The 25,787-nt window shown below is 37.6% G+C and carries 30 protein-coding genes and 2 pseudogenes; 19 read left to right on the forward strand and 13 right to left on the reverse strand.

The window, feature by feature from the left end:
- Positions 1-180: 180 nt before the first annotated feature.
- Both RVS70_RS17905 and RVS70_RS17910 read right to left on the reverse strand, forming a co-directional pair.
- Positions 181-612, reverse strand: a complete 432-nt coding sequence (locus tag RVS70_RS17905) for a pyridoxamine 5'-phosphate oxidase family protein (protein WP_026679572.1) — start codon at positions 610-612, stop codon at positions 181-183.
- 313 nt (positions 613-925) lie between these two features.
- The gene (locus tag RVS70_RS17910) at positions 926-1,450 is read right to left on the reverse strand and encodes a DUF2254 family protein (RefSeq protein ID WP_166529925.1); all 525 of its coding nucleotides are present in this window, start codon (positions 1,448-1,450) and stop codon (positions 926-928) included.
- Positions 1,451-1,494: 44 nt separating this feature from the next.
- Between RVS70_RS17910 and RVS70_RS17915 the strand changes: the two genes are divergently transcribed.
- A complete protein-coding gene (locus RVS70_RS17915) occupies positions 1,495-1,707 on the forward strand; it encodes a hypothetical protein (protein ID WP_162986318.1) in 213 nt (70 codons plus the stop codon).
- A 111-nt stretch (positions 1,708-1,818) separates the two neighbouring features.
- Here the strand turns inward: RVS70_RS17915 and RVS70_RS17920 are convergent.
- The 7 genes and pseudogenes from RVS70_RS17920 to RVS70_RS17950 form a co-directional block, all read right to left on the reverse strand.
- Positions 1,819-1,983: pseudogene (locus RVS70_RS17920) on the reverse strand (carbohydrate kinase family protein); the annotation flags it as partial.
- 125 nt (positions 1,984-2,108) lie between these two features.
- A complete protein-coding gene (rpiA, locus tag RVS70_RS17925) occupies positions 2,109-2,789 on the reverse strand; it encodes a ribose-5-phosphate isomerase RpiA (RefSeq protein WP_281414390.1) in 681 nt (226 codons plus the stop codon).
- A gap of 179 nt (positions 2,790-2,968) precedes the next feature.
- Complete coding sequence (locus RVS70_RS17930) at positions 2,969-3,598, reverse strand: bifunctional 4-hydroxy-2-oxoglutarate aldolase/2-dehydro-3-deoxy-phosphogluconate aldolase (protein WP_321134279.1); 630 nt, start codon at positions 3,596-3,598, stop codon at positions 2,969-2,971.
- A 134-nt stretch (positions 3,599-3,732) separates the two neighbouring features.
- On the reverse strand, positions 3,733-3,933 hold the full coding sequence (locus RVS70_RS17935; protein ID WP_226983570.1) for a hypothetical protein: 201 nt from the start codon (positions 3,931-3,933) through the stop codon (positions 3,733-3,735).
- Positions 3,849-4,109, reverse strand: coding sequence for a hypothetical protein (locus RVS70_RS17940; RefSeq protein ID WP_246484554.1), 261 nt, complete (start codon positions 4,107-4,109; stop codon positions 3,849-3,851). The genes RVS70_RS17935 and RVS70_RS17940 overlap by 85 nt, the downstream gene beginning before the upstream one ends.
- 12 nt (positions 4,110-4,121) lie before the next feature.
- Complete coding sequence (locus RVS70_RS17945; RefSeq protein WP_166529922.1) at positions 4,122-5,126, reverse strand: LacI family DNA-binding transcriptional regulator; 1,005 nt, start codon at positions 5,124-5,126, stop codon at positions 4,122-4,124.
- A 425-nt stretch (positions 5,127-5,551) separates the two neighbouring features.
- Positions 5,552-6,682, reverse strand: coding sequence for a hypothetical protein (locus RVS70_RS17950; protein WP_121604065.1), 1,131 nt, complete (start codon positions 6,680-6,682; stop codon positions 5,552-5,554).
- Between the two features lie 362 nt (positions 6,683-7,044).
- Between RVS70_RS17950 and RVS70_RS17955 the strand changes: the two genes are divergently transcribed.
- From RVS70_RS17955 to RVS70_RS18015, 13 genes and pseudogenes are all read left to right on the forward strand, one after another.
- Positions 7,045-7,440 carry a hypothetical protein gene (locus RVS70_RS17955; RefSeq protein WP_026679564.1) on the forward strand — a complete coding sequence of 132 codons (396 nt, stop codon included), beginning with the start codon at positions 7,045-7,047 and terminating at the stop codon, positions 7,438-7,440.
- A gap of 121 nt (positions 7,441-7,561) precedes the next feature.
- A pseudogene (locus tag RVS70_RS17960) lies at positions 7,562-7,728 on the forward strand (IS256 family transposase); the annotation flags it as partial.
- 167 nt (positions 7,729-7,895) lie between these two features.
- Positions 7,896-8,102 (forward strand): DUF5316 family protein, encoded by a 207-nt coding sequence (locus RVS70_RS17965; RefSeq protein WP_034678008.1) that lies wholly within the window; start codon positions 7,896-7,898, stop codon positions 8,100-8,102.
- A 39-nt stretch (positions 8,103-8,141) separates the two neighbouring features.
- Positions 8,142-8,795, forward strand: coding sequence for a lysoplasmalogenase (locus RVS70_RS17970; protein ID WP_121604066.1), 654 nt, complete (start codon positions 8,142-8,144; stop codon positions 8,793-8,795).
- Between the two features lie 36 nt (positions 8,796-8,831).
- The gene (locus RVS70_RS17975) at positions 8,832-9,962 is read left to right on the forward strand and encodes a glycerate kinase (protein WP_321134283.1); all 1,131 of its coding nucleotides are present in this window, start codon (positions 8,832-8,834) and stop codon (positions 9,960-9,962) included.
- A gap of 123 nt (positions 9,963-10,085) precedes the next feature.
- A complete protein-coding gene (locus RVS70_RS17980) occupies positions 10,086-10,439 on the forward strand; it encodes a YxeA family protein (protein ID WP_026679561.1) in 354 nt (117 codons plus the stop codon).
- A gap of 280 nt (positions 10,440-10,719) precedes the next feature.
- Positions 10,720-11,202 (forward strand): PTS glucose transporter subunit IIA, encoded by a 483-nt coding sequence (locus RVS70_RS17985; RefSeq protein ID WP_121604067.1) that lies wholly within the window; start codon positions 10,720-10,722, stop codon positions 11,200-11,202.
- A gap of 43 nt (positions 11,203-11,245) precedes the next feature.
- On the forward strand, positions 11,246-12,070 hold the full coding sequence (locus RVS70_RS17990; protein ID WP_026679559.1) for a PRD domain-containing protein: 825 nt from the start codon (positions 11,246-11,248) through the stop codon (positions 12,068-12,070).
- 77 nt (positions 12,071-12,147) lie between these two features.
- Positions 12,148-13,599: an N-acetylglucosamine-specific PTS transporter subunit IIBC gene (nagE, locus tag RVS70_RS17995; protein ID WP_026679558.1), complete on the forward strand. Its 1,452-nt coding sequence runs from the start codon at positions 12,148-12,150 to the stop codon at positions 13,597-13,599.
- Positions 13,600-14,186: 587 nt separating this feature from the next.
- Positions 14,187-14,783 carry a TetR/AcrR family transcriptional regulator gene (locus RVS70_RS18000; RefSeq protein ID WP_026679557.1) on the forward strand — a complete coding sequence of 199 codons (597 nt, stop codon included), beginning with the start codon at positions 14,187-14,189 and terminating at the stop codon, positions 14,781-14,783.
- 116 nt (positions 14,784-14,899) lie between these two features.
- Positions 14,900-15,667, forward strand: coding sequence for a sporulation protein (locus tag RVS70_RS18005; protein WP_121604068.1), 768 nt, complete (start codon positions 14,900-14,902; stop codon positions 15,665-15,667).
- Positions 15,668-15,980: 313 nt separating this feature from the next.
- The gene (locus tag RVS70_RS18010; protein ID WP_051388211.1) at positions 15,981-16,571 is read left to right on the forward strand and encodes a GNAT family N-acetyltransferase; all 591 of its coding nucleotides are present in this window, start codon (positions 15,981-15,983) and stop codon (positions 16,569-16,571) included.
- 251 nt (positions 16,572-16,822) lie between these two features.
- Positions 16,823-18,172 carry a sodium/glutamate symporter gene (locus RVS70_RS18015; RefSeq protein ID WP_026679554.1) on the forward strand — a complete coding sequence of 450 codons (1,350 nt, stop codon included), beginning with the start codon at positions 16,823-16,825 and terminating at the stop codon, positions 18,170-18,172.
- 442 nt (positions 18,173-18,614) lie between these two features.
- Here the strand turns inward: RVS70_RS18015 and RVS70_RS18020 are convergent, their stop codons facing one another.
- From RVS70_RS18020 to RVS70_RS18035, 4 genes are all read right to left on the reverse strand, one after another.
- Complete coding sequence (locus tag RVS70_RS18020) at positions 18,615-18,983, reverse strand: hypothetical protein (protein ID WP_166529919.1); 369 nt, start codon at positions 18,981-18,983, stop codon at positions 18,615-18,617.
- 20 nt (positions 18,984-19,003) lie between these two features.
- Positions 19,004-19,522 carry an acyl-CoA thioesterase gene (locus tag RVS70_RS18025; protein WP_026679552.1) on the reverse strand — a complete coding sequence of 173 codons (519 nt, stop codon included), beginning with the start codon at positions 19,520-19,522 and terminating at the stop codon, positions 19,004-19,006.
- Between the two features lie 443 nt (positions 19,523-19,965).
- A complete protein-coding gene (locus RVS70_RS18030; RefSeq protein WP_321134287.1) occupies positions 19,966-20,856 on the reverse strand; it encodes a LysR family transcriptional regulator in 891 nt (296 codons plus the stop codon).
- Positions 20,857-20,933: 77 nt separating this feature from the next.
- A complete protein-coding gene (locus tag RVS70_RS18035) occupies positions 20,934-21,224 on the reverse strand; it encodes a hypothetical protein (protein ID WP_026679550.1) in 291 nt (96 codons plus the stop codon).
- Positions 21,225-21,403: 179 nt separating this feature from the next.
- Here RVS70_RS18035 and RVS70_RS18040 point away from each other — a divergent pair, with 179 nt between their 5' ends.
- From RVS70_RS18040 to RVS70_RS18060, 5 genes are all read left to right on the forward strand, one after another.
- Entirely contained in the window at positions 21,404-22,051 is a 648-nt protein-coding gene (locus RVS70_RS18040; protein WP_026679549.1) for a hypothetical protein, read from the forward strand.
- Positions 22,048-22,791 carry a cytochrome c biogenesis CcdA family protein gene (locus tag RVS70_RS18045; RefSeq protein ID WP_026679548.1) on the forward strand — a complete coding sequence of 248 codons (744 nt, stop codon included), beginning with the start codon at positions 22,048-22,050 and terminating at the stop codon, positions 22,789-22,791. The genes RVS70_RS18040 and RVS70_RS18045 overlap by 4 nt, the downstream gene beginning before the upstream one ends.
- 12 nt (positions 22,792-22,803) lie before the next feature.
- Positions 22,804-23,406, forward strand: coding sequence for a TlpA disulfide reductase family protein (locus RVS70_RS18050; protein WP_321134291.1), 603 nt, complete (start codon positions 22,804-22,806; stop codon positions 23,404-23,406).
- 151 nt (positions 23,407-23,557) lie between these two features.
- Positions 23,558-24,244, forward strand: a complete 687-nt coding sequence (locus RVS70_RS18055; RefSeq protein ID WP_026679546.1) for a response regulator transcription factor — start codon at positions 23,558-23,560, stop codon at positions 24,242-24,244.
- Positions 24,228-25,316: a sensor histidine kinase gene (locus RVS70_RS18060; protein WP_034678002.1), complete on the forward strand. Its 1,089-nt coding sequence runs from the start codon at positions 24,228-24,230 to the stop codon at positions 25,314-25,316. The genes RVS70_RS18055 and RVS70_RS18060 overlap by 17 nt, the downstream gene beginning before the upstream one ends.
- Positions 25,317-25,787 lie beyond the last annotated feature (471 nt).

The following is a 25,787-nucleotide window of genomic DNA, read 5'->3' on the forward strand; positions in this document are numbered from 1 at the left end:
AGGCCGTGCCCGCGGAAAGCGAAGTAATTAGTCGGAGCATTGCCAATAGACATCAAACATTTCAAAATAACTACTTGGCTTAACGCAGTCATTGCACTGATTTTATACTTTCTTAACTTATAAAAAAAAGACTTCGTAGCGTCCAAGAGAACGAGAAATTTAACAAATCCCAAACGCTTTTTATTCTGAATCTATTTCTAATTCTTTTGGACGTTCTCCTTTTTTATTCATCAAACGAATGTGTAACGGTTTAATCTCTAATATGGTTAGATTTGGATCGTCTGGTCCATCAAACCATACTTTCATTTGCTCATTCCAAATCTGCTTTTTTAGGTCAGGGGAATTATTAAAGGAAACCTTACCTTCGTATTCTACATAGGAATCACCGAATCCCTCACCGTCATAACCCAAAATAATATGCGTATATGGGTTTTCTTCTATATCTTCTGTCTTGTCTGTTTGCTTACTCGTTGGTGTATATAGAGATAGGTTTTCATGAAAAAAAGTCATATACCTTGAATGTGGCATCTTGTTTTTTACCGTTGCCATCGTACCAACAAAGCTGTTGTCTAAAATATGCTCAATATCTTGTTTTATTTTATGCTGACTCACACTTTTACACTCCTTTTTGTTTCTGCTATAGATATTATTCCTTAGTTACAAAATCTTAAACAGGGAGAAGATCAAATCTGTAATAGAACGGCAGAAAGAACTTCTCATTTACTTCGCATGTATGATAAAAACGTTATATTTCTGGCTAGCCCTTTAAATGAGATTGGATATATTCATACCCTTGTTTATTTCCAGTAATCTCAGCTAGTTTATATACATTTTTTAGCAACAACTTCCGGTCAAGCTCGAAAATAAATTCTGTATAAATATGATCTATTGTATTTCTTGCAAATTCCCATATCACTTGATGGTGTTATTCATTTATGGACTCAGCCAACCGTGCTAAAGCTGCGATTATATGGTTTTTTTGTGAATAGTGCCGAATAATTCCCAACCCTTGATAAAGATGATATTCAAAGTTATCAACACCTAGTAATAGACGTACCTGGTGATTATTATCCATTAAGTACGGCGAAAACGTGGTACGTTGTTCTAAATATAGCAGTAGGTCTGTTACTTGGTATATTGTATTGGAAGCTGTTTTTGGATCATCGTTACCAATTGATTTTATTGCTATCTCAGCAAGCTTATTTAATCCAAATTTCAAATCTTGAATCTCGGTTTCTTTGTGTCCAATACGAATAAGCTGTATATACTTTGATTCATCAATAGCTCCTGCACCAGGGCCCCAATAAGAAAAACTACCAACACGTACTTCCATCTTCAACAAAATGTTGTCTTTCTGTGCCTCCTCAATTAGTTCATTGAAAAGTATAAGTTGAACATAACCAGATAAAGGTGTTGATACAGTATGTAGTTCTTTTCTATATGTTTCCATTAGATTCCCTGGCTATTGCTGGAAGTGGGGGACTTACCAGTTATATGGATAAAAAAATAGCTGCCGATATATGCTCTCGGCAGCTTAAAAAGCCATTCAACGTCCCCTCGTTTTCTATACAACGAGAGATTGCACTACATTTCATGTTAGCTTCTTTTTACTTTGCAATAGCTAATGTATCCTTAATCGTAATATCGGAAGAGAAGGCCATGACTGTTGTGTTATCTGCATCAGCGTCAGATGCAAGCCCTGTCTAATACTTTCCAGCATCACAGGTTTTTATATCGCTAAAATTGTCTTATATTGAACTACCTTCACCTCACGCTTCATCGTCCAATACGCTCGACTTCACTTAGTCGTTGTTGCACTTATTCATAATATGGCACTCCTTCATTATCACCAATCAAGCCAACTACCATGGAACAAAACGTATTAGCAAAATGAAGCGTTCTAGCTAGTTCCCAGCCGTGCAACAGTCCATATAGTATACCTGCATTAAAGCCATCGCCTGCGCCAACCGGATCCACTACCTTTGAAGGACTTAAAGGTGTTTACAAATTTTATTGAACCTGTTGATCATGGATTGAAAACAATCATCGCCTCACCTAAGGTAATCACTTCATTCATGCTAATTCCTCCAAACGACTCTTCCATCTAATTATCCCCGGTGTCGTGTATCAATAATGCCGTTCTTAGCAGCAATAACCATATCTGTCATATTTACAAACAAACCAGTTTCTACAACACCTACCGTTTGTTTTAATTGCTCATGTAATTGTTCTGGTTGTTCGATAAGATCAAACTGGCAATCAAGAATATAATTATGGTTGTCAGAAATAAAAACGTCCTGATCACTTTTTCTTAGTTTTGGGTTACACCCAAATGCCGCGATTCTTTCCGCTGTCTTTTCCCAACCAAACGGGACAACTTCCACTGGCAATGGAAAACTCCCTAGATGTGTAACCATTTTTGAATAATCGACGATAATAATCAGCTTAGTGGCTGCTACATCGATAATTTTTTCCCGAACAAGTGAACCTCCCCCACCTTTTGTTAATTGCAATGAGCTATTGACCTCATCTGCGCCATCAATTGCTAGATCAATCTTAGTTGCTTTAGAATATCCAATTAATGGTATTCCAAGCTTTCTAGCAAGCTTTTCTGTTTTTACAGATGAAGGAATGCCTTTTACATCCATGCCTTCTTTAATTCTCTTTGCTAGTGCTTCCAACATATAATTTACCGTCGATCCAGACCCAAGTCCTATCGTCATCCCAGTCTGAATGTATTTGACTGCTGCTTCTGCTGCTAATTGTTTATCCTCAATTGAGCTACTCAATGGTAAATCACTCCTTTAACTAAACAAATTAGGTATAAAGTGAAACTTCCTTCCGTGGGAGGGTTGTTTATCTCCCACGGATGGTTAGTACCACAAGGTTATGACCTAAACGCCTTTGAACCAATCGGACATTTACTGCCAGTTATATGCGGGATAAACAACCCCTTCCAACGCTAAAGCTAGTACGCTGCTTTTCTACTATACTGTCTAGCTATTTCTGTTAATTGTTGATAATCCTCGGGACTTTTTAGCCGCTGAACGTTTACCAGGTTACTGCCTATGCCTACCGCCTTACTTCCTTTATCCAGATACACATTCATATTATCTAGTGTTATTCCCCCTGTAACCATTGCTTCTACATGCGGAAGTGGGCCAAGGATATTTTTAACATAATCGGGACCGAATGTATCAGCTGGAAAGATTTTAACCATCTTCGCCCCATGCTCATAGGCATTAATAATTTCTGTGGGAGTTAACACACCAGGTATAGTAAGCAATCCATATCGATTCGTTAGTTTGAGCGTCTCTGTATTTAAGGTTGGCGATACAATGAATGCTGCACCAGCAAGCATTACTGTCCTTGCTGTTTCTGGATCAAGTACAGTTCCTGCTCCAATGCATACATCCTGTTTCATATGTTCTACTGCTTTCGCAATTACATTAGCTACATTAGGGGTTTCTGCTGTAATCTCAACAGCTTTCACCCCCCCTGCAGACAATGCTTTTAATATCGGTACAATGTTATCTTCGTTTGCTTTACGAATAACCGCTACAACTTTGGTATCTTTAATAATATCTATTGGATTCATTATTTTATCCCCTCTTTACTCTAAATTTGCGTGCCTTTGATTTAATTCTTTAATCTGATCCTTCGGTAGATGTTGCAATATATAAGCAATTACAGCATCTAGCAACAGATGAGCAGGTTGATCAAATTGACTACCTAACGGTTGAATAGTTGAAGGCTCGGGTGGCAACCTTTTTTAGTAGCAGCTGGAACCTTCACGACACATTGACTCAACGTTGCAATTGCCGATTGTTTATTTGTCGTAACCAAGGCTATTTTCGCTTCAATTGCTTTGGCCTTTTCGGCAAAGTACGTAAGCGTACCTGTGCTTCCGGATCCGGATAAAATAAGCAACAAATCATTCGCATCAAAAATATCTTACCAATGAAGCCAGATCGTCCTGTGTCAGCAACAAAAATTCGATTTGCTTTTTGGAGTTCTCCAGCTAAATTTATGCCTTCCTCTGTTTTTACACGGTGTAATCCTTCTGATACTTCCGATGCAATCGTATTAATCGTTCTTTTTATAAACATCCTTCCTTTCAGCTAGCATGATTCCCTGTCTATTAATTGAGGTGGAAAACGGTAAACCTGAGCTGCTGTTCCTTGATCTTCTTGATTTATTTGCTTAAAAAGCAATTGTGCAGCTTTTTTTCCCATTTTAAATGCAGGCTGGGAAATTGTCGTTAGCGTTGGATAATAGAACGAAGCAAACGATACATCATCAATCCCAATAATCGCCAAATCATTCGGAATATTCACATGATGATCCTTCGCGTATTGTAAAATCTCAAATAACACACGATCATTCAAAGCTAGCAGAGCCTCAGGTGGATCTGACAACGAAAGCATTTGTTGAATAATCATTTGCATGTCAGTAAATGCTCCACTTGCTAAATATTCTGGTTGAAATGATAGATTGTATTTTGCTAATGCTGTCTTATATCCTTGAATTCTTTCCAGTCTTGGTGTTACAGGCATATCTATCAGTGGAGAAATCATTCCTATTTTTTTATAACCAGCCTTAACAAATTGATCTACAGCTAATTCAGATGCTCGTTTATTATCTAATAAAACAGCATCCATATGAATTCCCGGCACTAGTCTATCCATAAATACGAAAGGATATCTTTCATCAAGCAGTCCTTGATATAACTCCATATTTTCTCCCGTAGGAAAAGCTATAATACCATCAACCTGCTTTGCACGAAGCATTTCAATATAGCGTTTTTCCTTTACAGGATCATCATCTGCATTACATACGATTACGTGAAAGTTTGATTCGTGACAAAAATCCTCAATTGCACGAATAACCTGTGTGGAAAAAACATGGAGAATATTTGCAACGATGACCCCAATTGTCTTTGTTGATTTCTGCTTTAAACTACGAGCAATAATATTTGGACGATAACCTAGTTCAGTAACAGCTGTCTCAATGCGCTTTTTCGTTTCTTCCCCCATATAGTCATATCGTTTATTTAAAAACTGAGATACCGTGCTTTTAGAAACATTAGCATGTGCTGCTACATCAGCAATTGTAATTTTTTTCATTTTATTCTCCTTATCCAATTACTAAATCGGTTTAGTAAATCGGTTTATTTCAAGTATAAATGAACTGAAAGCGGTTTACAAGATAAAATGAAACTTCCATCAGTAGGGAGCTTACTACCAGTTATATGCGGGATAAAAAGAGGTTGGGACAAAACACAACTTCTTTACTCAAAATACGAATGATCAAGTTATCACGCCGCACCGTGAAAATATACGCTCTTTCCGTGGGAACGGCCTCAGTTAACTCGGTAAGAACACGTTACCACGTGGATCTTCGGACTCGTGCAGTTCCCGCCGGAGTCTCGCTTATTTCAGGTGCTAAATGAATGATTCTGATCAAAAAACGAACGATAATTAATTCAAACTAATTATCGTTCGTTTTTATTGTTTCTTCATTCTTTTGTCTCAGTCTCGCTTAGCAAATATTAATTTCTATGAATAACGTTTTTTTCGGATACCTTTCCAAACGTTTTCACTATGATTGGGGTTAACCATTCCATGCTATATTCAAGTAAATCCTTCAAATCATTAAATGTGTGTATATCTGCAAAGCTGATTTGAACAACAGCACGACTTGTGTGAAGCTTGTCCACATGCATTTGCGGTAAGATTTCTTTCTCCTCACTTACCAACTGATGCATCCAATCGCGTATCTCATTAACTTCTGGAAACTTCCGCTTAGAATTCGCTTGATAGTACACATAGATTAAAAAAGCAATTTCTCCATTTTGCTCAAAAGGATGTAACAAATCAAGCACACATTCAAGGTATACATGACCATATTCAATTACCCATTCTGGTTTTGCAATTCGTGCAATCGCCTTAAATTCTTCCGCTCCCTGTAAAGCATCCATTTCAATTACATCTTGTTCAGCAACGTTTATTTGACAAATTAATTTTTTAAACAATAAATGACGCTGTTGCTCATCCAGATCCGGATTTGCCAATAATGTAATAGCATGCTCTTCCAGACTCATATCAGCCACATAATAGAAGCGTTCAAGCATCTCCTGAAAGTTAAGAAATAGCTGCTTCAGTGATTCGTTTGTAAACAAGTTAGCCCATATATCCTGTAAAAAAGTTCGATAATCAACGATATGAATATTTTTAACTTGGTCCTTACCAAAAGGGTCTAACGTTAAAATGACATAATCCACGAAAACAGTAGTATGATCAACACCAAGCTTCGTACAAAGGTTTTCTAAAGCGGTATCCGTTTGAAGGCATTCTGTATGTTTACCATTTTCATCAGGGTTTAGTATATTTTCAATAACGACAATATGGTTAATCTGATTATCTTCTACTACTAAAAGCACAAGATCAATGATACCCATACTTTTTCCGAGTGCCATTCTCGAACGAGCTCGTACTTCGGTGTTAGCGTTTATCTCAACATGTAATGTACTGAAATCTCGGAGAAATTGAAGTGCAAATTCTGAGGAGTAGTTGATAAAAGTAGCAAACATATTAGCGATGACATCTTTTTGATAAAAACAGTTAAGCGCGTCAAAAATATTTAAGGAATTTGTGTTAGCAGCATCTAGAGTATGTTTCACAAATCGTACCTCACTTCTATTAAATTCACGTAGGAATAATTTACCACGTAATTAGTTTAATAGAATGAACGAAGAAAGGAAACAAAAAATACTTCAAATAAGCAAAATATTAAGTAGAAAATACAAACGTTTCATTCAAATTAATGTAGGACCCTGATAAGTTCATCTATGCTTCTCCAATAACTACCTCGTTAACGGTTATTTTATCCCACATATAACTGATTAAAGTTTCAATTTATTGTTTTTAGTCATGAATGACTAGAAGCATTCATAGGTATAAATGAAAACTCTATTTAGCAGAGAACATGTTCATCTTTCTCAGAAAAGAATCGAAACAAATGAATGTAAGGTGGGGGCTAATAATGAATGAGACGATAGGAGTTACAGAAGAAGAGATTAAACGTTTTTATGTTTTACACGACCAGAAAAAAGAAATCGAACAAGAGTTACATCAATTAAAGAAGAAGTTCCACCAATTTCTTGATGGATCCATTGGTAAAGAACGTAAAGGAGAAATTATACGTGGTGACTATCAGGTACATCGCCAAATCCGTTCCTCTAGCAATTATATGCCTGAAGTAACTGTGCAAAAACTAGACGACTTAAATTTGAGTGATTTTATTATTACTGAGAAACGACCAGATACAGAGAAGCTTGAAGCAGCAATAAAGTTGGGGTTTGTAGACGCAGCTACTTTTGAAGATTGTAAGAATACCAAAGTAACTCAAGCGATCGTTGTCAAAGAAGTAAAACAGTAAAGAAGAGCTTTTACATTTACAATGGGAGTGTAATATTAACTGTGTAAGTAAGAAATGCGTACGGTTTCTTATTTACACAATTTTTTATTTGGTAGAATAACAAGGTAAAAGAGTGTTTTAAATGGGTAAACCTAAAAGAGATCCTAACTTAAAATTAGCTAACAAGATTATGGAACAGTATCAACCTGAAACGGTAAAAGATGTGCAAATGCATTAAAAAACATATTTGAGCCTATGTTTGAGACGATGTCAAATGGCGAAATGGACCATCACTTAGGTTACTCTTCAATGAATCTTAGTTATTTTGATCAATCCCATTTCAGCCAAGATTTCAAAAGTCGGAAAGACTTCAGATAACCTATCTGGAAAGAAACAAACGCTAGGAGTAATACCCCATTTGAGAATAATCGAATACATTAGCTTCACAAAGAACAAAACGAAGGGCGGTTAATCCTATGCTTACAATTCTAGCTGGAATTGGCTTAGTAGGAATAGTTATTTCAGGAATCTTCTTAGGAGTTTTTACGAGCGGACAGCAGCAACGAGCTAATTACCATTCAGAAACAAGAGAACATTATGCGTTCCGTACAAAAATTGGGCTCTATTGTGGCAGTATTGGTTTAGTTTTCCTCGGAATTGCTGGGTTAATATGGTATTTTTAAAGTAGCGAAAACGCATTTCTAAGAAAAGTTGGTGATCGTATGTATGCAAATCAATTACCCATCCTGATTTTTATCATGAGTATACTGTATATCTTTATCATTCCTTCTGAACCAGAGAACTTTAAGCTTTTCTTTAAATTGATTCCCATGATTTTAATCATTATATATGCGTTAAAACAAATGCCTCGTCAGCAAACAAAAACACATTGGCTTATTCTTATGGGTCTCATTTTTTGTTCAATCGGAGACGGAACCTTACAATGGTTTGTCGTTGGTCTTACTGCATTTTTAATCGGACATCTATTCTATTTAGCTGGTTTTTCTTTACAATGGAAATTTTCCATTATTCGAGCTGCTAGCATCATCCCGCTAATTATCTATGGATTATTCATGGGAAATGCATTAATTCATGCAATCATTACCTCAGGAAATCAATCGCTCATTATCCCTGTCATTTTTTATATTGTAGCCATTTCCTTTATGGCTTGGCTCGCAATAATGACTGGGAACCGATTTGCGATTGCAGGTAGTATCTTATTTGTTATATCTGATTCCATCCTGTCTTGGAATATGTTTATATCACCAGTTGTCTATTCACATGTACTTATTATGACAACCTATTATGCTGCACAATTTTTAATAGCACATAGCCTTAGCAGCTTGTCTAGCAAACAGAGTCGGCTTGTTTGGTAAGGCACCGAATTATGCTACCTTATAAAGGAGGATATCATGCACATTCTACTTGCTCCTGACTCTTTCAAAGGAAGCTTAACATCGTTAGAAGCAGCAACAATTATGAAGCAGGCTATCCTTTCTATTGATAACGAGGCTACCGTTACACTAAAGCCAATGGCAGACGGTGGTGAAGGTACAGTTGACGTCATTCTTGCTTCTACAACTGGACAAAAAATAAACGTAACCTGTACAGGCCCTTTAGGTGAAACCATCCATACCTATTACGCCATCCTCCAAGACCATACAGCTATTATTGAAATTGCCAATATTGCTGGTCTTGTTCAAGTTCCAAAGCCTAAAAGAAATCCAGAGAACACCACCTCTTTCGGACTTGGTGAAGTGATAAAGGATGCACTCGATCGCGGATGTAGCTCCCTTATTATCGGCCTAGGAGGAAGTGCAACAAACGATGGTGGGCTTGGTTGTTTGCAAGCTTTAGGCATGAAAGCATGGAAGCAAGATGGTAGTCAAGCTGACGTGTTTGGAAAAGACCTTTTAGACATTGATCATATATCATTTGCGGACATCGACCCTAGATTAGAGGAGGTTACAATCCATGTGGCTTGTGATGTCGATAATCCATTAATCGGTCTGCAGGGTGCGAGTTCCATTTACGGCCCACAAAAGGGTGCTACTGAACAGCAGGTGACTCTATTTGACGAAGCACTTGCAGCTTATGCATCCTTGCTTGCAGTGGACCGAGGTAAGGATTTCTCTAATAACAGAGGTTCAGGGGCTGCTGGTGGACTAGGTTTCGCTCTATTAACAATTGGTGCAAGACTAACTTCTGGGGCAGCTCTTATTGCTGAGGCTACACAATTACATCAAGCAATGAAACAGGCCGATTTCATAATTACTGGTGAGGGGCAGAGTGATGAACAAACATTATCCGGAAAAGCTCCAGGTTATGTTGTCGAGCTAGCGAATACGTTGCACGTCCCTGCGCTATTAATTTCTGGAGCACTATCAGGAGACCTCACGGCGCTGCGTAAGCAATTCCATGGTTGTTTTTCGATCGTTAATCGACCATTGTCTGTTGAGGAAAGTATGGAGCAGGCACAACGATTACTATACGACCAAACCATTAACATATTCCAATTAATTCGTGCAATCATAAAAAACTAATGTATCGACTATGCTCTTCCCCTACCTTTCAAAACTGTAAGCTGCTTGTAAGGTAGATCCAACGAAGAAGAACAGCTCTCCGTGATAGTATTTAGTCAACAGGAATGGAGAGGATGCACTAAAATGAAAAAATTATTTTTTATAATCATATTTATTAGTACAATTATTGTGACTGGATTAGCCATCATGCTCTTATTTTCGAATGAAATTACAGATCGCTTTAATCCACTAGTACCCAAAGAAGAAATCTATGTACAAGTAAATAAAGATGGACATGCAAAAAGTCCAGGAGGTTATGATTATACATTGATCGGATATAATGCGAAGGGGAAGCAAAAACAAGTTACTTTCTATGCTAGTGGTGAACTACAAAAAGATGCATACTTACGCGTTTATGCAAAAGGGAAGTATATTGAAACATGGGAAGAAGTCAGCCATAATGACATACCTAAAAAAGCAAAAGCACATTTTTCCTAAGATAAAAACAAAAAGTCATACTACAACTTGAAGTTGCTTTTTAAATAGGATAATGTTACTATATGCTTAACAAATAAATATGCATCACATGTTACTGATACGATCAGGCATGGTGGTATGATAGAGCAACCTTAGGTTCTCTGTATACTGCCATGCCTTTTTAAATTAAAAAACACATGATGTATTCTTGATTTTAGGACAGACTAAGGTTTACTTACCTGCTCCCTTTTTATAAAAATATCTATCAAACATGAGAATCAAACAGAAAGGTGTACTGTTTATGTTTAAAAAAATGTTTAAAAAATCAAACGAACAACAAATTTTCGCTCCAATAAATGGTAAAAATGTTGCTTTAGAGAAGGTTCCTGATCCAGTATTTAGCCAAAAAATGATGGGCGAAGGGATAGCAATTATACCTCAAGATGGTAACGTCATTTCACCTGTCAATGGAAAAGTGGTACAAATACCTGAAACAAAACATGCGATTGGATTACTTGCCGATGATGGTACAGAAATCTTAATCCATGTCGGATTAGAAACGGTAGGTTTAAAAGGTGAAGGCTTCAAGGTACAGGTAAACACCGGAGATACCGTAAAAGTCGGCCAACCGCTATTGGAGGTTGATTTAGATTATATCAAACAGCATGCAGCGGATATCATCACACCAATTATAATTACGAATAGCAAAGAACTAGATAAACATTTTACATTCACGAAAGAAGCAAACAGTAAAGCAGGTGAAACAATAATTATCACTATTTAAGCCTAATAAAGCTGTTAACTGAAAGAATAGGAGGTGACTTCCGGTGAGAATTACAAAAATATTGAATAACAATGCAGTAATTGTGACCGATGGGAAGCAAGAGAAAATCGCCATCGGTGCAGGAGTTGCCTTCAATAAGAAGAGAAAGGATATTATCAGCCAAGAAAAGGTTGAAAAACTCTTTGTCTTAAAGGAAAACGAAAAGCTACAAGAATTGATTCTGCGAATCCCGGAAGAACACCTTATGCTTTCAGAAGAGATTATTGATTATGCAGAAGAGCAGCTGGGTACTAAATTAAACGAGCATATACTTTTAGCACTTACGGATCACCTATCGTTTGCAATTGAAAGAGAGCAACAAGGAATACACCTAAAGAACAAGCTGTTACAAGAAATTAAAATTATGTACAAGCAAGAATTCGAAATTGGGGTTTGGGCGATTCAACATATAAAGGATAAGTTAGAAGTTGAAATGCCCTTAGATGAAGCAGCTTTTATCGCGCTTCACATACATACAATGAAAATTCAGGGAGGTGATTTACACGAAACTGTAAGACAAACAGCAATTGTTAAAGATATGGTGGAAACCATCAAACAGGATTTGAACATCACATTTAATGAAGATGACTTGGCCTATGAGCGATTGATGACACACCTTCGCTTTGCGCTAAATCGTGTATACCAATACGAGGTACATTCAATGGATGAAGAAATGCTAGAGATGATTAAAAGAAAGTTTAAACGCTCGTATCAATGTTCCGTACATGTTGCCAAGAAGTTGTCTTCCGCTCATGGAATAGATTTACCACCAGAGGAATTGGGGTACATTACACTGCATATTGAACGCTTAAAAAAATATCAATACTGACTCCGTCTTTATATAATACTAATTTTGATAGCGTATTCAACTGCAATGCTTCAATAAAACGTATAGGAGGAATTCTTATGATGAAATATTTACAACGACTCGGTCGTTCATTAATGCTGCCAGTAGCAGTGCTACCAGCTGCAGCCATCTTGATGGGGATCGGATATTGGATTGACCCATCTGGCTGGGGGGAAGGAAATGCAATTGCAGCCTTCTTGATTAAAGCTGGTTCTGCCATTATTGATAATATTCCGATTCTCTTTGCTATTGGTGTAGCGTTAGGAATGTCGAAGGATAAGGACGGTTCTGCTGCATTAAGTGGACTTGTGGGTTATCTAGTTGTCACTACATTACTTTCAACAGATACCGTCGCTTTATTACAGGGCATCGAAGCAGAAAATGTTAATGCTGCGTTTGGAAGTATCGCAAATGCCTTTATCGGTATGCTTTCAGGTGTCATCGCCGCTAGTATGTACAACCGGTTTAGTCATGTACAGCTACCGGATGCATTGGCATTCTTCAGTGGCAAACGGCTTGCGCCAATTATGACATCCTTTGCGATGATTATCGTAGCAGGTGTGTTATTCTTTGTTTGGCCAGTCATCTATTCTGGATTAGTATCATTTGCCGAGTCCATTAGTCAATTAGGAGCTGCAGGTGCTGGCTTGTATGGATTTTTCAACCGACTATTAATTCCAACTGGATTACATCATGCGCTGAACTCCGTATTCTGGTTTGATGTTGCTGGAATTAACGATATCGGAAACTTCTGGTCTGGTGAAGGTGAAAAAGGGGTAACTGGTATGTATCAAGCTGGTTTCTTCCCTATCATGATGTTTGGTTTACCAGCAGCAGCACTTGCTATGTACCATACGGCTAAAACTAAACGTAAAAAACAAGCTGCATCACTACTACTGGCAGCTGGATTCGCAGCTTTCTTTACAGGTGTAACAGAGCCACTCGAATTCTCATTCATGTTTTTGGCTCCAGCATTGTATTTTGTTCACGCAATACTAACAGGACTTTCCTTAGCTATCGCAGCATTTTTCAATTGGACTGCAGGGTTCGGTTTTAGCGCAGGTTTTGTTGATTTATTCCTAAGCTCTCGCCTACCTTTAGCCAATCAGCCGTATATGCTAATCGTCCAAGGGTTAGTATTCGCTTTGATCTATTATGTTCTCTTCCGTTTCTTAATCAAGAAGTTTGATATGAAAACACCTGGACGTGAAGATGATCAGGATCTGGAAGACGAACAAGCTACAGAAGAAGTTCCAGCAGATCAAAAATTCACTGCAATGGCCGCTCAAATATATGAAGGACTTGGTGGAGATGCCAATGTTACATCGGTAGATAATTGTGTAACTCGCTTACGAGTAGAGGTTAATGATATGAATAAAGTGAATCAAGATAAAATTAAAGCTACTGGTGTTCCTGGAATTAATGTTGTAGGTACGCATAGCATTCAAGTAATTGTTGGTACGAATGTCCAATTTGTCGCTGATGAGGTAGCAAAAATCCGCGGAAAATAAGCAGGAATAAGAAAAAAGCGCAAGCGTCCGATTAGAAAAATGTATCGACGGTACGAGTCAAAGGGGATAAAGGAATCACGATGTGTTAGTGAGCCAATGATGACTTATCTTCGTACGATTCTGAAGACGCCTAGTTTCTGGGCGTTGGAGCTGGACGCGGCTCAACACGCCATATTTATCCATATGGGCTAACTGTAAAAAGAGGCTGAGACAAAAGAATAAAGAAACAATAAAAACGAAAAGATAATTAATTTGAATTAATTATCTTTTCGTTTTTTGATCAGAATCATTCATTTAGCACCTGAAATAAGCGAGACTCCGGTGGGAACAGCACGAGTCCGAAGATTCACTTGGTAACGTGTTTTTCTTTACCAAGTTAGCTGAGGCCGTGCCCACGGAAAGAGCATATATTTTCACGGTGCGGCGATGATGCTCCTATTGATAACGTAATTATTCGTATTTTGAGTACAGAAGTTGTGTTTTGTCCTAGCCTCTTTTCATTACAAGAATATTTCCCTATACGCGTAACTTTGATAAGATAAATTTAAAGAAAGTGTATAAAGGTATCTAAAGGGGAACTGATATGAATGGCTCCATTAAATGAGGATCAATTATCACAGATTCGAAATGAACGAAAAGACCAAATTATGCGAGCAGCTTTAACGGTATTTGCTGAAAATGGAGTAAAGCTGACAAAGGTTGGAATGATTGCAAAAGAAGCAGGAATTAGCCATGGCTTACTTTATCATTATTTCCACTCCAAAGATGAAGTTCTTTATCAAAGTCTTAAATGGGCAATGCAAGGAACTGACGAACTGTTTAAAGAAATTCAAACCCTTCAACTATCTCCATTGGGAAAAATAAAACATTTTACAAGGATTGCTATTGAAGAGGGGAATAGTGATATCTTCCGAGTCATTCAACATATTACAAAGAGCAGCTATCCTATACCAGCACAAATCCACGAATTAATCGAATCATCTGGAAATAGCTATTTTAAAGAGCTACTTCCTTTATTTATAGAAGCACAGAAGCAGGGAGAGATGATTGCAAATGATCCTCAAGAACTTCTTGATCTGTACTTAACGGTTATATCTGGAATAATTGTCGAGGATCTTCCTTGGATACAGAAAGATACAGAGAAAAAGGTTGATCTCATCTTACGAATGTTAACCGTACGATAGATTCTCCTTTAATTAATAGTGATCTTTCCTTAGGCTCCATTTTGATAAAACGCTTACAATCCAGGGGATTTTGACGTATAATTTTTACTAATGACATATGGAGGGAATGAAGATAAATGTTTAAAAAGCTGTTGAATTCTGTTGGTATCGGTAGTGCAAAAATTGATACGAAATTATCAAAAACAGAATTTGTTCCTGGCGAGGCTTTAGAAGGTGTTTTAGAGATTGAAGGGGGCAATAATGAACAAGAAATTGACGCAATCTACTTAAAGCTAATGGGTTCTTATACATACGAATATGGCGAAGAAGATAAAGAGGCTGAGAGCTCTGTACTATTACAAAAGTATGAATTAGGTAATCATTTTACTATTGAGCCTAATGAATCTAAAACGATTCCTTTTCATTTTGAGTTGCCTGCCGATATTCCAGCAACATTAGGGAAAACAAAGGTATGGATCGAAACAGGTCTGGATATTAAAAAGGCAATCGATCCAAGCGATCGTGACTATATCAAGGTATACCCCCATCCGCTTGTCGACGCATTTTTACGAGCTGCAAACAGCCTTGGATTCAAATTGAAAGAAGTAACTTGTGAAAATGCACCACGTCAGCTACGGAAACGATTACCTATCATGCAAGAATATGAATTTAAAGCATATCAGGGTAAGTTCAGAGGAAAATTAGACGAGATAGAAGCCATATTCTTCGTATCTGAATCTGATGTTGAGGTTATTTTAGAGATTGATAGAAAAGCAAGAGGGGTTGGCGGCTTTCTTTCAGAAGTTCTAGAAATGGATGAAAGTAGAGTTGGCCTACGCTATGGGCCAGACGATATAGATAATCTTTCTGACGATCTAGAAGAGATTATTAACCAACACAGCTAGCTCCATTGTTAATGTTAGGATAAAGAATAAAGTGAAACTTCCATCCTTTGGGGGTTTTATTTATCTCCACAGATGATTAGTACCACAAGGATATGACCTAAAGGCCCGTGAACCAATCGGACATTTACTGGCAGTTGATTTCCTTATTACCAATTTTGATTTTACTTTATTGCTTTGAATCGGGAACTTACTGCCAGTTATATGCGGGATAAACTAGCCTACTTGATTTCAAAAACACATTGACATTGAGTAGGCTTCCCTTTAAGCTTATATTGACTGATTAAGTCAATCAAAAACAAAGTGAGGGAAATTAATGATGGAAGTTAAGCAAGCATGTAAGTTAGAGAAATCTGTTAAAAGAGCAATTAGTTCTATATTTGTTGATGGATTTGGCGAGCATCTCACCTTCTTCTCTAAGGATAGAGAAACATTAATTACTGCCCTTGAGCACATGTTTGTAACAGAGGTTTTTTATGTAGCTATTATCGATGGAGAAATTGCTGGAATAACCGCATGTACAGACGGTCATGCTCTATCTGTTCACCCCATTAAGCAAAAGCTAAGAAAGCATTTAGGTTTCTATAAGGGCACCTTTGCCTACTATGTTTTTAAACGGGAATTTAAAAAGCCTCCAATTGAAACTGGCCCGGGTAAGGCATCTATAGAATTCGTAGCTACCGCTCCTCAGTATCGGGGAAAGGGCGTTGCTAGAGATATGATAGAGCAATTGCTTGCTCTTCCTACTTTTACAGAATATATATTAGAAGTAGCCGACACCAATACGAAAGCGATGAACCTCTACACGAAGTTAGGTTTCAAGGAATTTACCAGGAAGAAGCAATCATTTAGCAAAATAAGCGGGATAAATTATCGTGTTTATATGAAATATACGACAAAAAATTAGCATCTCCATTTAAATCGTAAGTCCCCCCTTTCTTCCTTTCCTAACTAAAGAGAGAATCTTTTCATATATCCCATTTGTAGTAAAATTAAGTATTTAATAGAAATCCTGTACGAAAAGATTCCTTGTGGTATAATAAACTGTCTGTCAACAAACTTCCTCACTCTTAAACACATTCGCTTTCAGTGACGAGCCACATTTATCAAGTACCAAACTTCATCTAACAATTTCATAATGGGGGGTAATATATAGAAATGACTAATTTTACAATTTGGGCATTAATGATTGATATTAGTATTATTTCAGGATTGTTATTAATTGGAACCATTCTACGCGCAAAAGTGAAATGGATACAAGCTTTATTTCTACCTGCTAGTATGATTGCTGGCTTTATTGGACTTGCCTTCGGACCAAGTGGAGTGAATGTATTACCTTTTTCTGATCAATTCAGCACATATCCTGGGCTGTTAATTGCGGTTATCTTTGCTGCTATTCCTATTGGTGCAGCCAAAGTTAACATAGGAGACGTATTTCATCGCGTTCGTAACATGTTCTCTTATTCCATGATACTCACGCTTTCCATGTGGGGAGCAGGAGCGTTATTCGGCTTGCTTATCCTCGTGCCTCTTTTCTCAAATTTACCTAGTGGATTTGGTCTTATCTTAGGCGCTGGCTTTCTAGGGGGACACGGAACAGCCGCGGCCATAGGCGAAGGGTTTGCACATTACGGGTGGGAAGAAGCAATGGACCTAGGAATGACTTCAGCAACCATTGGAATATTAGTCGCTGTATTAGGTGGATTGTTTTTAATTAAACGCAGTACGGAAAAAGGACAAACACAATTTATTACAAGCTTCAAAGACTTACCGGACGAGCTTAGGTCAGGACTAATGCCTAAAAACAAACGGTATCATATGGGACAAGAAACCGTATCTTCTAGTTCTATCGATCCGTTTGTTCTACACTTGGCAATTATAGCTTTTGTCATTGGTGTTGCTTATTGGCTTACGAATATGCTAACTGCTTTCATTCCTTCTGTATCTATTCCATTATTCAGTGTTGCTTTTGTGTTAGGACTTATTTTCCAATCCATTAGCAGAAGGATACATGCAGATGATTATATAGATCAACGTGTCATGGAACGTATTGGTGGAACTGCTACTGATTTCCTTGTCGCAATTGGTATTGCTTCCATAAATATTACAGTAGTGATCGACTATGCTGTACCGCTTATTCTTTTGTTTGTGTTTGGGATCCTTTGGGCATACTTTTTATTCCGCTTTATTGGTCCAAACATATTTCAAGAATACTGGTTGGAAAAGTCATTATTTGGCTGGGGATGGAGCACGGGGACAGTAGCTATGGGACTAGCGCTTTTGCGAATTGTTGACCCAGAGCTGAAGAGTAAAACGCCAGAAGATTATGCATTAGCTTATATTGGTGTTGCTCCTGTAGATATTATTATTGTTACGTTTACACCAATTCTATTCTCTCTTGGATTTACTTGGATTATTCCAGTTGTACTCTTACTCATTTCTGCACTTATAGTCGCTATATATAAATATACAGGTCTATGGGGCAAAAACCATAAACAACAGATGTAAAAGAACAGAAGCTGGGACAAAACACAACTTTTTTACGCAAGTTATCAATAGGAGTATCATCGCTGCACCGAAAATATACGCGCTTTCCCCGGGCACGGCCACAGCTAACTGGGTAAAGAAAAACACGTTACCAAGTGGATCTTTGGACTCGTGCTATTCCCGCCGGAGTCTCGCTTATTTCAGGTACTAAATGAATAATTCTGATCAAAAAACGAACGATAATTAATTTCAACTAATCATCGTTCGTTGTTTCTTAATTCTTTTGTCTCAGCTCATGCCTTGTTTATACAGCGATTATACAAAACTTTGTAGAAAAGAACCATGTGCAGCCACTAGAATGAGTGGGGGGGATCACACAAGGCTGATCCTTGCCCACAGAAGAGAAGTATACTCTCATTGCACAGGAATAGCGTTTCCTTTTAGAACAGCCCCTTGCTTACCCTTATACTACTTTTGGGCCAACTAATGACATTGGTTTTTTTCCAAGTACCAAACCACTTAAATTGCTATAGCCAATTTGCTTGTAAGCATGTAATAGCTGTTTAAGATCATTTACCCGTTGATCTTCTTTTAATTTTTCAATTTCCGTATTATATACATTTAGTATATATTCATCCTGAACAGCCGGCCTGAATTTCTTTGCATCTTCATCCATAATAAGGCAGCCCATGTATTGAAAGTTAAATTGCAACTGTCTTGTTAATTGAATGACATGCACGAAACGCTGATATACAGCTGGTTTATCTTCTTTGAATTTAGCAATGGCCTGCTTTGCATGTAATAAATCTTGATAGCTAGATGTGATAATCATGAAGTCTTCTCCCCTTTTGCTTACTCATCCCAAGGCTTTTTAACCGAAAGCTTGGCCACAAGGTCTTTGTTTTGTTGCCTTTTCAACTTACGTATCTTAGCTCGTTCTTCACCAGTTGAATAGAGAAATTGCTCCTCTTCAGATTCGGGAATAATGGCTGGAACGTCAATTGGCTTTTTATTTTCATCTAAGGCAACGAACGTTAAAAATGCTGTAGCTGCAATTCTTCGCTCTGCTGTAATCATGTCTTCTGCAATTACCTTACAGAAAATTTCCATAGAGCTTTTACCCGTATAAGAAACAAAAGATTCGATACATACCGAATCACTTTGACGTATTGGTGAAATAAAATTAACGGAGTCCGTCGAAGCTGTCACACACTCCTTCACACGAGAGTGTCTTCGTGCAGATAGCGTAGCACATGCATCCAGCTTCTTCATAAGCACTCCGCCAAACAACGTATGATAGTTGTTTAAATCATTTATCAAAACTTGATCATTTTGAATGATACGTGTTTCTTTACTCTTCTTAGCTTGCATATATAAATCACCTTATCTATTAATTTCAGGGTCGGCTCTCACCTCACCACTAATCCATTATAAACCCCTACACTTTGGTACGTACAATGCCATTAATGTTGATGTACCATAACAAAATGTTATGTAAAGGCTTAACTTGTGAAATGTATGCCCTTCATTAATCAAGAGGTAAGCGCAAGATGTGGGTTTCTATTTAGATGAAGAAAAAAAGTGCAAGCGCCCGATAGAAACGTAGCGATTGAAGCGAGTCAAGGGAGATAAAGGCATCACGGTGACCTTACGAGCCGATGATGACTTAGATTAGGGCATTCGTGAAGTCGCCTAGTTCTCTGTTTAGCTGGACGCAGCTCTCAACACGCCTATTATTTATCCACAGGCTCAAATTTAAAATTTCCTAAACTATAAAAAAAGCTTGCAGAGAAATAGAATCTCTACAAGCTCATTCATGATTCATTACGTAATAGCTTTTCTTTGGCGAAGCGTATAAACTCTTCCATCACCTGAGGAAGCTGTCTATCTCTTTTCCAGATCAAAGCAAGATCCCACACAATTGTAGGATTTTCCACAGCTATTGCTTTAACATCATTAGTCAGTTCTGTACTGGTGCTCTCTGGTAATAAAGTAATCCCGACATTGGAAGCTACCATCTCCTCCATAAAATCTAATTGAGAAGTTTCCGATATAATGTGCGGTTCAAAGCCTGCATCTTCACATGCAGTAACGATGCTATCTCTTAATGAAAAGTCTTTATTAAACATAATAAACGATTCATGCTTCAAATCTAGTAAGCGAACCTGTTGTTTAACAGCAAGCGGGTGACCAGATGGAACAACCACTTTTAAACCTTCTTTTATAAACGAATAATGATAAAATTCGTCATGTGTAGTCGGTAGCACAACAACACCAAAATCAAGCTTATCATAAAGGACCTTCTCTTCGATTCGTTTAGATCCATCCTCATCTAATTGAAAGGTTATTTCTGGATATTCTTCATGAAACGAAGCGATTAACTGTGAAAAGAAAAAAGAATTCGTTATCGAAGGTAATCCAATACGCATATGCCCCTTTTTAAGTTGTTGTACTTGATCTAGATCTAACATCATCGCTTGATATTGCTCAACAAAATTTTGGGCATGCTCGTACAAAACGCGGCCTGCTTCCGTTAATGACAATTGCTTCCTCGAGCGTATGAATAATGAAACACCAAGTTCTTCTTCCAGAGATTTGATGATTCTGCTAATAGCAGGCTGAGTTATATATAATGTAGTGGCAGCCTGCGTAAAACTGCCTGCTCTTGTGACTTCAATAAAGTATTGTAGATGCTTAATCTCCACTACCTTGTTCCGCTCCCTATTTGAGAATCATTTACGTGCTCATGTCATTTTAACATAATACACTATGGAATTACTCATTATTGACTCGATTTAAAATGCTCTTTAAATGCTGAAAGGAATGCTTCCGGTGAGGACTTCACTGTATAGGTATATACCCCGCGTAATGTATGCAGATATAGAATGCCGCCTTGGTTGGCAATTTCTCGATAAGAAAAGTCCATAACATCCTTTATTGGAAATTCTCGATTTTGTGTGACAACGCGATCATGGTATAAATAAATCACCCGCTGATGTTCTATATCTATTTGCTCCACACTGGTCACTTTTCGTTCTATTTTTATATATGGATGCTTTGCTATCAAATACATTCCGTCCTCCTAAAATAAGGCTTAGATGTTTTTATCGTAACATATTTACTATTTCCCAAGCTTCTATAAACCATCATACCAAAAGTTTAAATTAATTTTTTTGTATCCTTACTTTCATCAAACTTTCACAAACCTACGTTATCATGTAAATACTTGAAATTTTATGGAGGCCAAGGATTATGCCGTCAGCAACAGTTCTTACAACAATTTCAATACATGTAATTAGTATGAGTGTTGGATTTATTGCCTATTTTCTTAGCAGTAATTTACCTATAGCAGAGCGAAAGCAAGTATCGCAACAAATGATATCTTATTTAGTGAATTTTGTAATCTTTATTTGGATAGGGAAAATAGTTCTGAACCTCTCCTTATTTATTTCTGATCCAATTGCTGTCTTAGCATATCCGAGTAATGCACAAGCATTTTATTTCGCACTGTTTCTACTAGCAATACAGCTATGGTATAAAGCAAAACGTAGCGAAGTTGACATAGAAATACTGTTGTACTGCTATGTCCCTGTATTACTCGTAGCATCATTCATGTATCAATTTATCGAAATCATTTGGAAAAATAATACACTTGCTTGGGGGGACTTTATTCTCTTACTCATTCTGCTACTTACATTTCTGCTTTTACGCGATCGATTAAGGAAATCCACCCTATTGCTTTGTATGGTCTGGGTCTGGGCAATTGGAAAATTAAGTATAACGTGGATAATGCCATTCACAACCATATTTGGCTATATGATCCACCCATTCTTTTTCATTACCGTCGGGCTTATATTTAGCATTTTATTCGTATTCAAAAGAAAGAAGGTGTCTGAATGATGCAAGCTGCAGATCTTACTATTTGGCTAGCTCTAGGTGCGGGAATGCTTTCATTTCTCTCACCTTGTACATTACCTATATTTCCAGCTTATCTTTCCTATATAACTGGGATGAGTGTAAAAGAATTAGAAAATAACAACAACATAAAAATTAGAAGTAAGCTCCTAGTTCACGCTATTTTCTTTCTTATAGGAGTGTCCTTGATTTTCATCGGCCTCGGTGTAGGTGTGTCCTTCCTCGGTCAATGGATTCAAGGAATTTTAGCAGGAGAATCCGGTCAACTCATTCAACGTATAGCTGGAATTTTTATTATTATCATGGGTTTATTTGTAGCTGGTTGGCTAAAAATTACCTCCTTCATGAAAGAAAAACGATTTCGCTTTACCAAGAAACCGGTAGGATATGCAGGAACTGTTTTTGTTGGAATGGGCTTCGCTGCAGGATGGACGCCTTGTATCGGACCTATATTCGCTTCCATCTTAGTAGTCGCTGCAGCGAATCCAACACAAGGAGCTTGGTACACGCTTTTTTATGTCATTGGTTTTGCCCTACCATTTTTGATTTTAACGTTTTTCCTTGGGTCAACAAGGTGGATTGTCCGATATAGTGACAAGATCATGAAAGTTGGAGGAACCATTATGATTCTCATGGGAGTACTCTTGTTTACTGGACAAATGCCTAGAATATCAGCCTTTTTATTAAAGCTTGTTCAAGATACATGGTTAACCAATTTAGGCTAAGGAGGGATTTTAATGAAGAAAACTATACTTATCGTCGTAATTCTAGCAATGTTTTTTTGGGCACTCTATGATTTTGTTTTTTCATCAAATCAAACCGTTCAAGAGGATAAAGAGACTTCCGTTGAAAAGAATACCATTACTTCGGAGGTAAAAGATAATCCAGACGAAGAAAAAGCGGCGAATACCGATAAGGAAGGTCTAAATATTGGCAATATGGCGCCGGATTTCAAATTGCAAACACTAGACGGTGAAACCGTTCAACTTTCTGATTTCCGGGGAAAACGGGTCATGATTAATTTCTGGGCAACATGGTGCCCACCATGTCGTGCTGAGATGCCTGATATGCAGAAATTCCATGAGAAAAAGGATATTGTTATTTTAGCTATTAATTTAACCGAAACTGAAAGTAATCTTCTTGATGTTAAACGTTTTGTAAAAGATTTTGAACTTACCTTTCCTATTTTAAAGGATGAAAAAACGACGGTTGCAAATCAATATCAAATACAGCCAATACCTACCTCGTACATGGTTGACTCCAAGGGACGCATTCAATACAAAGCCTTCGGAGCAATGAACTATGATTTAATGGTGCAGGAATTTGAGAAAATGCAATAAATGATACTTTTTTCTACTTACTTTATAACATAGCTTTTTTCAGCAAGGATTGTTTACCATTTGAAGAAAGAGCGAAACATTGAATAAGAATGCAGTACATTATATTCTTTTTCTGCAAATTACGGTAAACTAACGCATGGGTGGTGAAAATATGAAGCAAACAATTATGGTTGTTGAAGATGATAAAATGATTCGAAAACTTATTCGATTATATTTAGAGAAGCACCGTTATGAAGTCATTGAAGCAGTGGATGGAGATGAAGCAAAATCCTTATTCTTAGCACACCATCCATGCTTAATCATCCTTGATTTAATGCTGCCAAAGGTAAGTGGTGAAGCTTTCTGTAATTGGGTTCGAAAGCAAGTAAATGGTGAAGTATCCATTATTATGTTATCGGCAAAAGCGACAGTAGAAGATAAAATTACTGGCTTAAATATTGGTGCAGATGACTATATAACCAAACCCTTCGATCCTAATGAGCTTATCGCCCACGTTGAAGCAGTTTTACGCCGCACCAGCCATTTTTGTCAAAAAATCGTTAGTGATGGGCTCTGTATAAAGCCTCGTAAAGGCGAAGTGCTTCTTTATGATCAGCAGATTAAGTTAACAAAGCATGAATTTAACCTGCTCCATTATTTTATGCAAAACCCAAATTTTGTTTTATCACGGGAGCAGCTTGTTTCGCAAATCTATCCGAATGCTGAGCAAATGGTAATGGAAAGGACAATCGATGCACATATTAAAAAGCTTCGCGAAAAAATAGAAAGAGAGCCTGGCAAGCCACAGCGCATTCAAACCATAAGAGGAATGGGGTATAAGTTTGTCACATCTACGTAAGAAAATAACCAATATCCTACCTGAGAGCTTCTTATGGCGATTAACGATATTACATTTTCTCGTCATTGTAGTTGCCATGATTATTAGTGGCTGGGCGTTATATCATACTGCCTGCTTCTTAGCAGCAGGAGTTGGTAATTTAAACGAACAGCGACAAGAACAATTCAATCAAACATTATTAAATTATGTATGGTTGTTTATTATCATCTCTATTATTGCTGGTACTATCGTTTATTTTTATCTAACTAGACGACTACTAAAGCCCGTTCGTAGTTTAATGCATGCTACAGAACTATTAAAAAGAGGGGAGTATCCAGAAGCAATTACCGTGTCCAGAAAAGACGAAATTGGACAATTAGTGGAGCAGTATAATGAATTGATTGAAAAACTAACGAAAAATGAGGTAGAACGTAAAAAGCTTGTTTCCGATATATCTCATGAATTCCGAACGCCTCTTTCCAATCTGAACGGCTATTTACTTGCTTTAAAATCTGGCGATATAACAGGTGATGAGCAATTATTTGCAGCACTTTATCAAGAATCCAAGCGTCTAACTTCTATGCTCGAACAGTTTGATCAATTAAAAAAGTGGGACTATACTACATCGCAAACACCGTACCATAAAGAAAAAACCGCCATTCATACACTAATCCAACAATGTATTGCTATGTTTAATTGGACGTTAAAGCAGGAAAAGATAGCAATTGATGTACAACTAGAGGAATCTAGCTTATCCTTACACCCAGAAGGAATTCAACAAGTAGTTAGCAATCTGCTGGATAACGCAATCCGATATTATCAGGGTACTGGAGCTATATATATATCAGGTAAAGTACAGCAATACCAATATATTATTTCCATTACAGGTCCAAGTGAAAACATACCTCAAATGGAGCAAGAAAAGCTTTTTGAACGATTCTATCGGCTAGATTCTTCAAGAAGCAGGGAAACGGGTGGAGCGGGCTTAGGTCTTGCTATTACAAAAGAAATCATCGATCAACATGATGGAAGCATTACTATTCGTTCTTCCGACAACCAAAATACCTTCAACGTTTACTTACCAATAAAGTGAAACTTCAATCAGTGGGAGGGGTTATCACCCCACTGATTGTTAGTACCACAAGGGTATGACCTAAAGGCCTTTGAACCAATCGGACATTTACTGGCAGTTGCCTCCTCACTAACCCATCCTTGGTTTCACTTAAATGTTTGAAGAGGGGGCTTACTGCCAGTTATATGCGGGATAAAGACAGCGTATTTCTTCATTAGAAAAACGGAGCAAAATTCGCTCAGTCCTTATCACTAAATGCTCCGATTTACGCTTCCTCTAGTAGCTATTATGGAATAATAGCTACTGCTTGACCACCATTCCGGCTGCCCACTTCCCTTTCCGTGGGGTTTGTCCTTCAGCTAACTTTTTTTAGCAAAACCCGCTCAAAAAAGTGGATCTTCAGGTCAAACATTTCCCACAGGAGTTGAAGTAGCCGGCCTTCGCTATTATCAGGCTCTACAACGCTAGCATGAAGTAACACAGCTGCTTTTA

Origin of the sequence: Virgibacillus sp. M23 (assembly GCF_034190895.1) — a bacterium.
Taxonomy (GTDB): Bacteria; Bacillota; Bacilli; order Bacillales; family Amphibacillaceae; genus Virgibacillus; species Virgibacillus salarius.

Excerpts from the sequence above, each read along its gene's own strand:
- RVS70_RS17985 (WP_121604067.1), top strand. The coding sequence starts at position 10,720 with ATGTTTAAAAAAATGTTTAAAAAATCAAACGAACAACAAATTTTCGCT.
- RVS70_RS17955 (WP_026679564.1), top strand. The coding sequence starts at position 7,045 with ATGAATGAGACGATAGGAGTTACAGAAGAAGAGATTAAACGTTTTTAT.
- RVS70_RS18005 (WP_121604068.1), top strand. The coding sequence starts at position 14,900 with ATGTTTAAAAAGCTGTTGAATTCTGTTGGTATCGGTAGTGCAAAAATT.
- RVS70_RS17980 (WP_026679561.1), top strand. The coding sequence starts at position 10,086 with ATGAAAAAATTATTTTTTATAATCATATTTATTAGTACAATTATTGTG.
- RVS70_RS18050 (WP_321134291.1), top strand. The coding sequence starts at position 22,804 with ATGAAGAAAACTATACTTATCGTCGTAATTCTAGCAATGTTTTTTTGG.
- RVS70_RS17930 (WP_321134279.1), bottom strand. The coding sequence starts at position 3,598 with ATGAATCCAATAGATATTATTAAAGATACCAAAGTTGTAGCGGTTATT.
- RVS70_RS18015 (WP_026679554.1), top strand. The coding sequence starts at position 16,823 with ATGACTAATTTTACAATTTGGGCATTAATGATTGATATTAGTATTATT.
- RVS70_RS18000 (WP_026679557.1), top strand. The coding sequence starts at position 14,187 with ATGGCTCCATTAAATGAGGATCAATTATCACAGATTCGAAATGAACGA.
- RVS70_RS17910 (WP_166529925.1), bottom strand. The coding sequence starts at position 1,450 with ATGGAAACATATAGAAAAGAACTACATACTGTATCAACACCTTTATCT.
- RVS70_RS18035 (WP_026679550.1), bottom strand. The coding sequence starts at position 21,224 with ATGTATTTGATAGCAAAGCATCCATATATAAAAATAGAACGAAAAGTG.
- RVS70_RS18020 (WP_166529919.1), bottom strand. The coding sequence starts at position 18,983 with ATGATTATCACATCTAGCTATCAAGATTTATTACATGCAAAGCAGGCC.
- RVS70_RS17945 (WP_166529922.1), bottom strand. The coding sequence starts at position 5,126 with ATGAAAAAAATTACAATTGCTGATGTAGCAGCACATGCTAATGTTTCT.
- RVS70_RS17915 (WP_162986318.1), top strand. The coding sequence starts at position 1,495 with ATGGATAAAAAAATAGCTGCCGATATATGCTCTCGGCAGCTTAAAAAG.
- RVS70_RS17970 (WP_121604066.1), top strand. The coding sequence starts at position 8,142 with ATGTATGCAAATCAATTACCCATCCTGATTTTTATCATGAGTATACTG.
- nagE (WP_026679558.1), top strand. The coding sequence starts at position 12,148 with ATGATGAAATATTTACAACGACTCGGTCGTTCATTAATGCTGCCAGTA.
- RVS70_RS17975 (WP_321134283.1), top strand. The coding sequence starts at position 8,832 with ATGCACATTCTACTTGCTCCTGACTCTTTCAAAGGAAGCTTAACATCG.
- RVS70_RS17940 (WP_246484554.1), bottom strand. The coding sequence starts at position 4,109 with ATGTTTATAAAAAGAACGATTAATACGATTGCATCGGAAGTATCAGAA.
- RVS70_RS18040 (WP_026679549.1), top strand. The coding sequence starts at position 21,404 with ATGCCGTCAGCAACAGTTCTTACAACAATTTCAATACATGTAATTAGT.
- RVS70_RS18010 (WP_051388211.1), top strand. The coding sequence starts at position 15,981 with ATGATGGAAGTTAAGCAAGCATGTAAGTTAGAGAAATCTGTTAAAAGA.
- RVS70_RS18025 (WP_026679552.1), bottom strand. The coding sequence starts at position 19,522 with ATGCAAGCTAAGAAGAGTAAAGAAACACGTATCATTCAAAATGATCAA.
- RVS70_RS17965 (WP_034678008.1), top strand. The coding sequence starts at position 7,896 with ATGCTTACAATTCTAGCTGGAATTGGCTTAGTAGGAATAGTTATTTCA.
- RVS70_RS18055 (WP_026679546.1), top strand. The coding sequence starts at position 23,558 with ATGAAGCAAACAATTATGGTTGTTGAAGATGATAAAATGATTCGAAAA.
- RVS70_RS18045 (WP_026679548.1), top strand. The coding sequence starts at position 22,048 with ATGATGCAAGCTGCAGATCTTACTATTTGGCTAGCTCTAGGTGCGGGA.